At 64.8% G+C, this 12,802-nt stretch carries 10 protein-coding genes; 4 read left to right on the top strand and 6 right to left on the bottom strand.

The genetic code is table 11. The annotated features are described in order from the left end of the window. Nucleotides 1-862: fibronectin type III domain-containing protein (locus ACLJWH_RS37430; protein ID WP_411146268.1), on the bottom strand; the 862-nt coding region annotated here is incomplete at its 3' end. A gap of 535 nt (nt 863-1,397) precedes the next feature. Between ACLJWH_RS37430 and ACLJWH_RS37435 the strand changes: the two genes are divergently transcribed. Continuing rightward, entirely contained in the window at nt 1,398-1,910 is a 513-nt protein-coding gene (locus ACLJWH_RS37435) for a YbjN domain-containing protein (RefSeq protein WP_411146269.1), read from the top strand. Between the two features lie 591 nt (nt 1,911-2,501). Here ACLJWH_RS37435 and ACLJWH_RS37440 read toward each other — a convergent pair. The 3 genes from ACLJWH_RS37440 to ACLJWH_RS37450 are packed head-to-tail and all read right to left on the bottom strand — an operon-like array spanning nt 2,502 to nt 6,135. Further along, nucleotides 2,502-3,824, bottom strand: coding sequence for a M20/M25/M40 family metallo-hydrolase (locus ACLJWH_RS37440; RefSeq protein ID WP_411146270.1), 1,323 nt, complete (start codon nt 3,822-3,824; stop codon nt 2,502-2,504). Continuing rightward, entirely contained in the window at nt 3,821-5,182 is a 1,362-nt protein-coding gene (locus ACLJWH_RS37445) for a cytosine permease (protein WP_411146271.1), read from the bottom strand. The genes ACLJWH_RS37440 and ACLJWH_RS37445 overlap by 4 nt, the downstream gene beginning before the upstream one ends. Further along, nucleotides 5,182-6,135: a DUF1177 domain-containing protein gene (locus ACLJWH_RS37450; RefSeq protein ID WP_411146272.1), complete on the bottom strand. Its 954-nt coding sequence runs from the start codon at nt 6,133-6,135 to the stop codon at nt 5,182-5,184. The genes ACLJWH_RS37445 and ACLJWH_RS37450 overlap by 1 nt, the downstream gene beginning before the upstream one ends. Nucleotides 6,136-6,326: 191 nt before the next feature. On the opposite strand from ACLJWH_RS37450, the gene ACLJWH_RS37455 reads away from it, so the two are divergent. Both ACLJWH_RS37455 and ACLJWH_RS37460 read left to right on the top strand, forming a co-directional pair. Beyond that, the gene (locus ACLJWH_RS37455; RefSeq protein WP_411146273.1) at nt 6,327-7,142 is read left to right on the top strand and encodes an IclR family transcriptional regulator; all 816 of its coding nucleotides are present in this window, start codon (nt 6,327-6,329) and stop codon (nt 7,140-7,142) included. Between the two features lie 205 nt (nt 7,143-7,347). Then, the gene (locus ACLJWH_RS37460) at nt 7,348-7,704 is read left to right on the top strand and encodes a Type 1 glutamine amidotransferase-like domain-containing protein (protein WP_411146316.1); all 357 of its coding nucleotides are present in this window, start codon (nt 7,348-7,350) and stop codon (nt 7,702-7,704) included. Nucleotides 7,705-8,540: 836 nt separating this feature from the next. On the opposite strand, the gene ACLJWH_RS37465 is transcribed toward ACLJWH_RS37460, so the two are convergent. Beyond that, complete coding sequence (locus ACLJWH_RS37465; protein WP_411146317.1) at nt 8,541-9,377, bottom strand: ABC transporter permease; 837 nt, start codon at nt 9,375-9,377, stop codon at nt 8,541-8,543. A 5-nt stretch (nt 9,378-9,382) separates the two neighbouring features. Then, nucleotides 9,383-10,306, bottom strand: a complete 924-nt coding sequence (locus ACLJWH_RS37470) for an ABC transporter ATP-binding protein (protein WP_411146274.1) — start codon at nt 10,304-10,306, stop codon at nt 9,383-9,385. A 924-nt stretch (nt 10,307-11,230) separates the two neighbouring features. Here ACLJWH_RS37470 and ACLJWH_RS37475 point away from each other — a divergent pair. Beyond that, complete coding sequence (locus tag ACLJWH_RS37475) at nt 11,231-12,634, top strand: glycosyl hydrolase family 28-related protein (protein WP_411146275.1); 1,404 nt, start codon at nt 11,231-11,233, stop codon at nt 12,632-12,634. Nucleotides 12,635-12,802 lie beyond the last annotated feature (168 nt).

Genomic DNA, 12,802 nt, shown 5'->3' on the forward strand with positions numbered 1-12,802 from the left:
TCAGCTTGACCTGACGGACCCCACCCGCATAGTCAGCCTTCCCCTCAAACTTCACCCGCTCCGGCTGATCACTGCCCGCCTCCGGCTTCACAATCACCGGACCTTCCGGCTTCGCCTCCTCAGACTTGGTCCTCAGTTCGATGTCCGGGCTGAACGGGGACGCGTTGCCGGCTTTGTCCAGCGCGCGGACCTTGAACTTATATGTGGTGTCGGCCTCCAGCCCCTCGATGTTCGTCATCAGAACGTTGGAGCCGACCGTCTTGACCAGCTCGTCATCCTGGTGGATCTCGTACTTGTCCACTCCGACGTTGTCGGTGGACTTCGTCCACATAACGTGCACCGTGTCGTGGGAGATGACGAACGAACGGTTATCAGCCGGCGCGGTCGGGCTCTCCGTGTCCGCTGCAGATGCCGAAGAGCAGCCGCCCACGTCCGTGCCGTCGATGGAGCAGCTCTCGACCTTGGGAACTTCGGAGTCACTGCCGTCGCCACTGATGTTGAACGAGAGTTCAGTCGCCCAAGTGGGGATCACGGTGCCGGCCTTGGGGGTCAGAGTGACGTGTCGACCCTCCTGCTTGGATTCGACGATGTCCGGGCGGTTGTTCCGGAATGTGCCCTTAGTGACGTCGAACTGAAGGTTGAAGTCGGTAACTTCCTTGTCCTGTGCCTTCAGTATGAACCGGCCCGCCGCCGACCACTGGCTACTGGTCGGGTCCATCTTGAGTTCTGCGGATACAGCGCTCTTGAGCGCCCGGTCCTCTTGGTCTCCGGTGGCAGCATATGCCAGCGAACCGGCCCCACTGGCGAGTACGACAGCGGCGCACGATACAGAGAGGCGCCTCTTCAAGGAGGGAGTGATCATCTGCTTCCTCTGACTGGGATGAACTAGGTGGCAGCGCCGAGTCCGAGCGCTCTGGCCCAGAGCGTATGAAGTCCCACCTGCAGTAGGTTTTGCCATTCGTTGACTTTTCCGATCCGAATGGCAATTCTCATCTGCCGTTCCAGTGAGGTCCTTCCCGGCTCCGTCGGAGACTGGTGCTCCAAGCCGATAACCCAGGTGGTTGCCAATCAGCGAGTCCGCGTTCGGCCGCCCTGTGTCCACTTTCGACATGCCGTAAGCCGTCGAACGTTCACGAGACTGAGTGCAGTGCCGTGTCACAGCATTTTCCTCGAAGCCCGCTGCGCATCTGGCGGACTGCCGCAGGATGAGTCGGTCGATGGCTCTCCGCGGCCTTCCCGTTTCGAATTGCCGTGAGCCGTCATCCGACACTGTGGGCGTCTCGGGGAAGTGTGTGCGGACAAAACAGCTCCGTACGGACCGGCCTGCCGATCAAGCGACCGGCGCTGCGGCGTACGCAATCGGCACTCCGGCGGTCTCTCCTCTGAAAGGATTCCTCTTGATCACCAAACTGGTAAATGGTTCTTCTTCCATGCCCCTGTCTGACACCGCAGCACCTCAGCAGGCCAATCCCGTTGTGCTGAACCAGAGTCTGGTCGAACAGCTGCTTGACCAGATGGGCATCAAGCACACGGTCGACTCCGAGGGAGACCTTGTCGCCGGCTGGGACGGTTTCCGCACCTATTTCATGTTCCATACAGAGGGCGACCAACCGTTCTTCGCAATCCGCACGTTCTACGACCGGCGGTACTCGGCCGAGGACCGGGAGCAGCTGTTCACCGCCCTCAATGCGTGGAATCGCCGCTCTCTGTGGCCCAAGGCTTACGTCCACACGCACGAGGACGGTACCTTCGGTGTCATCGGGGAAATCCATATGCTCTGTGCCTCCGGAGTATTTCTGGACCACTTCGCGCCGTCACTGCTTTCTTGGGTTACGGCCCCGGTCGAACTCCACACCTGGCTTACCGATGAGTTCAGCGCCGTCAAGCACTCCGCCCCCGCGGCGCAGTAGCTCCCTGCCTGTGTTCCGCAACGAACTCGCCGCAGCACAGCACTGGTTCAAGTTGTTGTTGTGCCATGCCAAGAGGCATATCCACACATTCGTGTAGTCCCAGACCTGATGGGGTGGCGAGGCCGTCGGCTCCGCCACCCCATAGGCATGGATCACCGACTGCCCACCAGCGCCTGGTGTGTCTACAGGGCGCCGACCCGGTCATGCCGGTGCCCTGGCTGTTATCGCGCGGTCCTGGCGAGTTATCCGACGATGGCGTACAGAGCGCCCTACTGGGGCGGTGATCCGGAGACCGGCGATCGTGACGACAGCCGCGTGACGAAGGTGGCAAGTGCGGGCTCGCCCGTGGCGGCGTCAAACACGGCTCCGGCCTGGGCATCGGGCGGTGGATCGTAGAGCGAACAGCCGCGTTGCAACACCGGCTCGGCCGCCTGCGCATCCGGGACGGGACCCGACGGACGTGCCTCATGTCCCGTGCCCACCTGGATCGCTCGTCTGCGGGCTGTGTCAAACGGCCAACACTGGGATCGGCCATCGGTCAATATGCGGGCCGCACGGCAGGAATCACTCACGGGCCGGCGCGGGGCGGGGTCAGCAGGTCTGCCAGAGTCTGGTCATCACGCGTACCCCGAACCGCAGGCCCTCCAGTGGCACCCGTTCATCCACGCCGTGGAAGAGGCGTCCGTAGTCGAGGTCGTGCGGGAGCTTGAGGCCCTTGAACCCGAAGCAGCGGATGTTCAGCTTGGTGAATGCCTTGGCGTCAGTGCCGCCCGGATTGCAGTAGGGCACCGGGTGGCCGTCGGGGTCCTCAGCGCGTACAGCGGCGCACATGGCATCGACGAGCGGGCCCTCGAAGCTGGTCTCCATGGCGATGTCGTGGTTGATCCACTCGCGCTTGACCGATGGCAGCAGCAGCTTGTCGATGGTCTCGATCAGCTCCTGTTCGTGGCCGGGTAGGAAGCGGCCGTCAATCCGGGCGGTGGCTTTCCCGGGTATGACGTTGGTCTGGTAGCCCGCCGAGAACATCGTGGGGTTGGCGGAGTTGCGGAGCACGACCTGCATGAACTCGGAGACCGGGCCGAGCCGCTCCAGGGTGCCCTTGATGTCCTCCTCGTCGAACTCGACACGGTAGAGCCGGGCCGCTTCTTCCAGCAGCGCCCGCACCGGCTCGATGAGGCGGATGGGAAAGGTATGGCGGCCGATGCGAGTGAGGGACTCTGCGAGGTCGGTGACGGCGTTCTCGTCGTTGGGCGACGATCCGTGCCCGGCGCGTCCCGTCGCGGTCAACTCCATCCAGGCCATGCCGCGCTGGGCGTTCTCGATCGGGTAGAGGCGCCGGGTGTCGTCGAGGGCGAACGAGAACCCGCCCCCCTCGCCGATCGCCTCGGTCACACCGGTGAACAGCTCGGGCCGGTGCTCGACGAGCCAGTGCGCGCCGAACTTGCCGCCCGCTTCCTCGTCGGCGAGGAAGGCGAGCACCAGGTCTCGGGAGGGACGGGTGCCGGTGCGTGCGCAGTGTCGGGCGGTGGCCAGCATCACGGCTACCGTGTCCTTCATGTCGATCGCGCCCCGGCCCCACAGATAGCCGTCGTGGATCTGGCCGGAGAACGGCGGCACCCGCCATTCGGCGGGGTCGGCCGGGACAACATCCAGATGGCCGTGGACGAGCAGGGCACCGCGCCCGGAGTCCCGGCCCGTGATCCGGGCGATGACATTGGCGCGGCCGGGCGCGCTCTCCACCAGTTCTGATGCGATGCCGGCCTCGGCGAGCCGGTCCACGACCCAGTCGGCGCAGGCCCGCTCGTTATGGGTCGGGTTCGAGGTATCGAATCTGATGAGTTCGGCGCACAGCTCGACGACCTCGTTCTGGGCTTCGTCCGAAGCTGGGGCGACATCACTGTCACGGGTGTTCATGCCGCTCCCACGGGGGTTGTTGCTCGGGCGGCGGGGACCTCGGAGTCCTCGTCGTTCAGGGCAGAGGTGCCGTACGGCTTGATCAGCCCCATCAGGCCGAGGGCGGAGTACAGCACCAAGGCGGTGGCCAGCGAGTTGAGCGCGGGGATACCGACGGTGACGAACTTGCCGACGCAGAAGGCCGCGATCCAGATCACCAGGGACATCGGCACCCAGGTGGGCGAGGTGGCAGGCAGTATCCCAGCCTCGCGGGTCTCGTCCAAGGGTCTGCGCATCCGGCGCACTACCCAGTACTCGGCGACGATGATCCCGCCGATCGGCGGGATGGCTACGCCCAGCAGGGACAAGAAGCTGGTGAAGTGGGTCATGATGCCGATCGCGGAGAGGACGGTGCCGGCGACGCCGAGGACGATGGTGACGGCGCCTCGGTGCAACCGCTTGCCGAAGACGACCTGGAAGAAGTTGACGACTCCGAGCGAGGAGCCGTACAGGTTCCAGTCGTTGATCTTCGCGGTGGACATCAGCACTACCAGCACGCCGAAGGCACCGGAGGTGCTGAGCACGATGTGCGAGACTTCGTTGCTCTTGGCCAGGTGGCCGAGGAGCACGCCGACCATGCCGACGATGTACTCGGAGAGAATCATCGATGACGCGCTCTGCAGGAAGACGTGCGAGCCCTTCTTGTTGTAGCGGGTCATCTCGGGGGCGACGATCGCGCCCGTCATGAAGCCGCCCGCGATGGCTGTGGTGGCCACGGCCAGCGGGATCGCGTCGCCGGGCGGCGGGGACTTGACGAGTTCGGAGACGGGGTGGTCCATCAGCGTGGTCGTCACCGACCAGGCGACCATGGCGAAGAACAGCGGAGTGACGATCTTCGCGAAGATCGTCATGTAGCGGAAGCCAAAGATCACCAGAACGGTGATGGCCAGGCCCGCGAGCACGCACCACAGCCAGGACGGGCCGCCCACCAGCGCCGATACGCTCTTGCCGAAGATGGTGTTCTGCACGCCGAACCAGCCCACCAGACTGACCGCGATCACAAAGCTGACCAGGGCAGAGCCGCTGCGGCCGAAGCCCGCCCAGCGTGTCAGCAGCGGGGTGGCCAACCCTTCGCGCATCCCGGCGAGGCCGATCGCGAAGATGACGATCTCCAGGATCACCGCGCCGAGTGTGAAGGCGAGGAAGGCGTCCCCGAAGGTCATGCCGACACCGATGGTGGCGCCGAGCGTGAACTGGGAGATCGAACCGGACTGGGCCAGCCACTGCAGCAGCATCGGCCAGAAGCCCATCCGGTGATCGCGGGGGACTCGGGACAGCGCGTAGTCATCGCTGCCGATCTGCTTGACTCCCGCTGCCATTAGGACTCCTGGGGTTCGTGGCCAAGGGTCTGCAGATGCGCCAGCGACCCGTAGCGGTTGACGAGGCTGTCGAATTCCACCGCGTCGTGGAAGTCCAGGTGGCCGCTGCCATATGTCTTGGCGACCTCGACGGCATAGCGGGCGGCCGCGGCAATGTCCGCCTCGTGGCTCGCGCCCGTCTGGCAGCCGGGGACGGCAGCGGCCGACGTGACCGCCAGGCCGACGACCGGGGAGGAGGTTGCCGTGGCCGGCTGCAGAATCGAGTTGATGTGGTGGACGCCGTTGCCGTACGGCGTGATGTCCTGGGTCGTGACCGGATAAGTGACCAACGGTTCGCCGGTCACGACGGCGAGCAACTCGCCCAGTTGCTCGCTGACCCGCAGTACCCAACCCTCCTTGACCGTGGGAGACAGGGCCAGCCCTCGATGGTTGATGATCCGGTTTCCTTTGGTCGTGTCGATGGAGAGCACCGCCTCCATCTCGTCGGTCACCTCGTGGCGGTTCATGGTCGCGATGTCCACGGGCGAGCCCATGAATGGCACGGGGTCGTGCGGCTCGGTCGGCGCCGACGGGCAGATATGGGTGGCGATCACCACGTCGCCGGGCAGGACATCGCCCCGGCGGCGCATGTCCAAGAGCTTGGCGGCGGCGGCCAGCGCGGCCGCCGCGCCATCCGCGTCCGAGACCATGCCGGTTACCTCGGGGCGCGCTCCGACCCCGCCGAGTCTGCCGACCACGCCGAGGGTGCGTGCCTGACCCCCGGTGCTGCGGCCGCGGCTGCCGGGGATGCGCACCAGCACGAAGTCCGTGGAGCCCCGGTCTCCGGTCACGGTGGTGACCTGGGCGCCGGACCCCTCGGCCCCCGCCAGGGAGTCGAGATAGGCCACGGCGCGCTTGCCGTCAGCCTCGGGGCCATCAAGCAGATCCACAGCATCGAGTACGTACTTCAGCATGGGTGGGCCGCCTCTCTCGCTTTCCGGCTCCTGCCTCTGAGTGCGCTTGCGGCGCACTCAGGCGAGCCGGGTCCTGCACATCGCCAGCCGTTCGATTCAGGCCAGGCGCTGACGCAATAGTCGGGATCAGATAGCCTTTGCAACAAGTGTTTCCCGTTATTTGCAATCTGAGCCTGAATGGTGAGACGAAGATGGCTGAGATCCCCTTGGACCGGCGCACTCCGGCAGGCGCACTCCAGACCGTCGACCGGGCCCTGCTCGTCCTGCTGGCCTTCGAACGCTCCCGCCCCGACTGGGGTGTTACCGAAGCCGCCGCCGAGTTCGGCTGGGACACCTCGGTCGCCCAGCGGCTCCTGTCCACGCTCGCCGGCCGCGGCTTCCTGGTCTCCGACCCGGTCACCCGCCGTTACCGAATCGGCCCCGCAGCACTGCGCCTCGGCCGGCTGTGGGAACGCTCGGGCTCCCTCGAACTGTTCGCCAGGCCCATCCTGGAAGAACTGCGCAAGGTCACCGGCGACACCGCTCTTTTCTGTCTGCCGGACAGCTTCCATATGCGCTGCGTGGCCGCCGAGGACGGCGAGGCAGGGCCGCTGCGCTACTACCCGCTGGTTGGCGAACTGTTCCCCGCGCACGCGGGCGCCACCAGCAAGGCGTACTACGCCTTGCTCCCCGACGAACAGCGCCACCGACTCTTCCACGGCCGGCCCATGGCGCGCTTCACCGACCGCACGGTCACCGAGCCCGACCAATTGGAGCAGGAGTTTCTGCGTATCCGCAGCCGGGGTTACGCGTTCACGATCGGCGAATACGATACCGGGATCGCTACCCTCGCCGTCCCGGTCTTCCTGGGCCGCGAACCTTACGGAAGCCTCAGCCTCGGCGGCGCTGAGGCCCGCTTTCCGGACGGCCCCGAGAAGAGGCTCGACACCTTGCGCCGGGCGGCACAGCTTCTGGAGAAGCGGCTCACCCACCCGCCCCAGCGCACTGATCGCAAGCCCCGCAGCTGACCGGCCTCGCCCCAGAGCCGCAACGAAGCGCCGCCCACCCCCATCAACCGATCAGCGAGGATCCCAGCGAATCTGCTTCATCTCTCCAACTCCACGCAGTACGGCTGCGGTTACCTGGAACACGCTCTGAATTTCTTTGCCCGACCGTGCCCGGCTGGCGTTCGCGCCGTACGCCCTAGCCGACCACGACACGTACCCGGCACGGGTGCGCGACGCCCTGGAACCCGTCGAGATCACCGTACGCGGGGTGCACGAGCACTCCGATCCGGTGGCCGAACTGGGCACTGCGGAGGCTGTGTTCATCGGCAGCGGCCTCCTTCAGGTTGCTGATTGCCCTGTACCGTACGGGGCTGCGCGAGGCGATGGCGGCCGCGGTGCGCGACGGACTGCCGTGCACGGGCGCCAGTGTGGGAACCACACGGCCGCTCCCACACTGCGGAGCGGTAACGACATGCCCATCGTGCAGCCACCCTCGTTCGAAGCGCTGGGCCTGGTCCCCTTCCCGATCAACCCGCACTATCCGGACCTCGACCCGGCCAGCACCCACGCGGGTGAAGCGTAGGAGGAACAGCGGAACCTCCGGCGGCCGCGCCCGCTTGGAGGGCGAGAGCCCGGCCCAGCTCTTTATCCGCGACGCCCGCCCTCAGGAGCTGCCGACCGGCTCCGATCTCTCTCATCTGCTCGCGGTTGCATCGAAGTTCGACGTGCCGGCGCGGTGAGTGGGCGCACATCCTGGGGCCGTGACGTGGACCTCAGCGGTGTATCCCACGCTCGGAGCGTTCTTCCCCGGCTTGGGTGACCCACATCAGCAATGCTGCGATGAGGGCGAACGCCGTGATGATGACGACAGCAGTCACGGAATTTTCTTCTCCAAGATATAGGTGACACATTTTTCCGGCGCCCACAAGATCCGATGCAGGACGCACAAGCATTCCGTTTCTCCAAGGCCGGAGCACCTGGCTATCCACAACACGGATCCGCTTGGAGTACGGAGCGGTAAAAATGTTGGTGGCCTGGACAGCGGCGGACTGTCCAGGCCACCTCGCGCCGGTGATCAGGGGGGTGCACCGGCGCGCTTCGCCGCTCCACTTGCACTACACATGCCAGGGAACGGCGGGTTGGGTGAACGGTCCGGCAGCCCGGAACACTCAGTGTTCGCAAGTGCGTCCCCGATGGCTCACACATCGCTGCCGAACCGTTCTGAGCACAACGTTAACCGAGCGTGCCGCAGCACCTCGCGCTCTTTCGTCGACTCCCTGTATCACAATGGTGAGAAATATCGATACAGGCAGGTGCTGACGCTCCCGTACGATGACCTAAACGACCGCAGCCGATGGCATCCTGACCCACAGGAATTCTCCCGAGCCAGCGTCCGTCGGCTGTGGCGCGCCCGCCACACTACACATCCCGATGCCGCACCCAGAGCAGAGCACAGGAAAATAGCGCGATCGTGAAGACGCAGAAGTAAATCAGTCCGCCAAAGGACGAGATGATTCCGTCTACAGCTGCCGGGGAGAAGATCTCCTTCCCTCGCTCCGTGGGCCACGCCTTCGTGAAGGCCTCGACTCCCATGACCCCCATAAGCGTCGGCAGGACGAGCACGAAGCAGACGCCCGCGGTGATAGCACCCGCGCTGGTGCGGATGAGCATCCCAAGCGCCAGGCAAAAGACGGCTTGGAAGCCGATAAAGACGGCACCTCCGATGACCGTACGCAGAACGGTGGCGTCCCACAGGCCAGGCAGGAGGATTTCTCTTGGCAGCAGCGCCCTGCCGAGCACATAGGTCACCGCGGTGATGGCCAGCCCGGCAACTGTCCACAGTGTGAAGACCGTGAGGACCTTGGCGGCCAGCAGCCTGCCGCGCCGGGGAACAGCAAGGAAGGTGCTCTGAATCGTCCCCGAGCCATACTCGGCGGTAACTGCCAGCGCACCGCTGACGCACAGGACGATCTGGCCCACGAACATGCCACCGAACACGATGGTGAAGGCCATCGCCTTGCTGACGGTCGGCTTCATCATCATGGCGCTCAGGATTCCGGGGCCGATGATCAGGATGGCGGCACCGAGCAGCGAGTACATCGTCGACTTCATCGAGCGGAGCTTGAGCCACTCGAAGCGGACCGCGTCGGAGAACCCGGCGGGCTTGACCGGACCGAGGGCACTTTCGCGAGGCTCTCCCGGTACCGCCGCTCCACGTTCACCGACGGGACCGGAGCCGAAAGTGATGGAATGCATTGCGCTCACGTGGCCTTTCCTGACGACTTGGTACGGTATTCGACGGAATCGGATGTGAGCTCCCGGAACACATCCTCCAACGCCGCACGCTGCGGGGTCAGTTCATATACTCCAAGGCCATGAGTGCTGGCCATTTTTCCGATGAACTCGGCCGTGGCACCGGCGACATAGAACGTGTCCGGCTTCTTGCCCTGAGTGACCTGGTAACCCGCGTGCGCAATCCGCGCGGCGAGTTCTGACGCATCGGCGCTGCCCACCAGAACCTTGTCCGGCCCGCTCCGCTCCAGAAGTTCCTCCATCGAGCAGTCGGCCACGAGTCGCCCCTTGCCGATGACCACGAGATGGTCAGCCGTATCCTGCATCTCGCTCATGAGGTGGGAGGACAGGAAGACCGTACGGCCCTCCGCGGCCAGGTAACGCATAAACCCGCGTATCCAGCGGATACCTTCCGGGTCGAGCCCGTTGACCGGTTCGTCCAGGATGACGACTTCGGGGTCGCCGAGCAGCGCGGCGGCGATGCCCAGCCGCTGTCCCATACCCAGCGAGAATCCGCCCGCCCTCTTTTTCGCGGCATCCGTCAGACCGACGATCTCAAGGACCTCGTCGACGCGACTCGCCGGCAGCCCGTTGGAAGCCGCCAGCCCTCGCAGATGACCGTACGCGGAACGTGACTTGAGCACCGCTCCGGCATTCAGTAGTGCCCCGACCGTGCGCAGTGGCGCCGGCAGCTGAACGTACGGATGCCCATTGACGGTCGCCGATCCGGAGTCCGGCGCATCGAGACCGAGGATCATACGCATCGTCGTGGACTTGCCCGCGCCGTTCGGCCCCAGGAAGCCGGTTACCCGGCCCGGCTGAACGGTGAAGCTCAGCTTGTCGACGACCGTTTTGTCGCCGTATCTCTTCGTCAGCTCCTGGCAAACAATCATGCGTGTCCTATCCCTTCCTTTCACTCGTTCCGCAAGTTAAGCACCAGAATCACCCGATCACCCATTCTCCCGAGGCACTTGTCCTCTTGTGGCGCCCGGATGTGCTCTTTTGTGTACGCGCTCATCGCGACACTCAAAGAGATCCGCGTGATGTGGTGATGTTTTTCATCTGTCGCCTCTCTCCCTCGGAAGCAGAGGAGGAGCGTTCACCTCCGCACGCTTACCCCAGCACTCCCTAGGAGAACGTAATTCGATTTTCCAAAAATTCAAGCGCTGCTTCCGTCCGACCGCCAAACTAGAGCGGCAGACACACGAGTCAGTTCCTCAGACCCTTCGAGGGCACGGTTTGTGGCGAACAGGAAGGACCGTCGAGGTCACCCCCACTCCTCCGCCGGATGTCACGCCGATCCGCAAAGTTCCAGCGGATAGCACCGCAGGGTTCTCGCCCAGCACTTCAGCGGCTCGCAGAGGCCAACGCGTGTCTACTTTCGTCGGCCTCGATTACCATTTCGTAGCGGCGTGAATACCCGACGGGTGAGGAATTATTCGACCACGGTGGTCAGGCGGCAACGCCCCGGAAGTCATGGAGTGTCAACCTCAAGCGTCCCGCACATGCTCTCTCGTCGTCATGGCGGCTGTTGCCTGCTGGCTTGTCCTTCCGGCTGCCTCCACGTGTACCGCCCACCTCGCCCTCCGTCGGAGGAGCGCACGGGCGCCCGAGCGCAATCAGCGCCACCTGCGGTGCAACCAGTCGGAAGGCAGACCCTGTCACGCTCATGGACACTGCGTTCGCAGATGACGCGGCTCGCTCGGGCCCCGGAGCACGTCCACCATCAAAATATCTGGCATTGGGGCTGCTCACGCATTCCCCGAACGAGGAGCGGAACCATCAAAGAGACACGGACCTGCTGGCGCAGGAGCGCCATGGCTGCAGCCGCAGCACTGGCCGTCAGCACCGCATCGGTACTGGCCGCCGCTGCGGCGTACGCCGCGGCCGATACGGTTCCCGGTCAAATCGATGTCGTCGCCGAGGCGGGGGCGAAGGGCGACGGAACAGCCGATGACACGGCCGCTGTGCAGCGGGCGATCGACGCCGCCTACCACAGCCACCGCAAGGTGTATTTCCCCGGTGGTACATACCGGATCGACGGCGATCTCGACTGGTCAAAGCCCGCATCCTTCGCCGGCGACCCGGATTCGCCCGCAATTCTCACCAGCCCCGGGAATAAACAACTTGCCGACCTCGCCTACAGCAACAAGTGGGACCGTTCCCCCACCGTCGACAACCTGGTGTTCGACGGGCTCCGGATCAACCTGAACGGCCCGCACAAGCACGGCCTGACCATCACTCGCAGTATCTTCATCAATCGGATGGCGCCCGACGAGGATCCTTCCGGTGGTACGCAGCAGACCTCCACGGACCAGCAGGTCTCGGTCGGGCTGCAGAATGTCCGCGGCGCTCAGCTCACGAACTCCGTCTTCCTGTCGGCCAGGCCGGCTGACGGCGGGGTTCCCATTTCCAGTTACCGCACCAGACAACTCAGGGTTTCCGGAAACCTGCTCGGCGCCGACCTCGGCCGCCTCGAATGGCTGGGCCAGTGGGCCGGCGGCGCCTCCTGGAGCCAGAACCCGGCCGTACGGCTGCGTGCAGTGCACGACAAGGTACAACTCCCCGATGCTCTGGGGCACTTGCAGCGGGGGATGTCTCTGAAGCTGGATGAGGATCTGGCGGTCTCCGAAAACATCATCAACCGTGACCCACGCAGCCAGGCCAAGAGCGATCACGCCCTCTACGTCTGGGGGTTCAACGGGGCCCTCGTCAAGGACAACTGGGTGCGTGGCTGGCCTCAGGACGCACGCGGCGGCCTGAAGATACGCAATGGGGAACACGCCACCGTCACGGGGAATTACCTGAGCGGAACAGCTCTGCTTCTGTACACCTATGACGTCAGCAACGCGCCACGATCCTTCCGAGACATCGTCATCTGCGACAACGTGTACGACATCCGTGGCGAGGACCCGGCACCGAGCCACAACGGCTTCATGTACTGGAAGAACTTCTCCCAGACCGGCGTGGAAGAAGCCATCGCAATCTTCAACAACCGCTTCCTGGACGATCAGAAGGGGCAGCCTGATCGCCCCGACATCTCCCAAAGTCGCGGCGACAGCAATGCCTTCAGCGCCCACAACAACACCTACGCGGACGGCTCCACCGTCCCGGTCATAGGCATGAGTGGCGCCGAGCCTTCAGCCTCCCAGGTGGGCCGGTGTTCCACCAGCCCAGCCCCCGGCCTGTCCGTTCCCAGTTACTCCTCGCCTCTCTTCTGAAACACCTCGAACACTCGCCGATCACGCCCATCAGCCGTCCCGCATGAGGAACGAAGCCCTACCCGGGTGCCAGGTCCGCCGTCGGCGGATCTGGCACCCGGGCATGTCGGCATGGCATCCCCTCGAAGGCCCCCAGCTGTGCCCAGCAGCCAGGGATCCCGGGCAGGA

Origin of the sequence: Streptomyces sp. x-80 (assembly GCF_046549095.1) — a bacterium.
Taxonomy (GTDB): Bacteria; Actinomycetota; Actinomycetes; order Streptomycetales; family Streptomycetaceae; genus Streptomyces; species Streptomyces celluloflavus.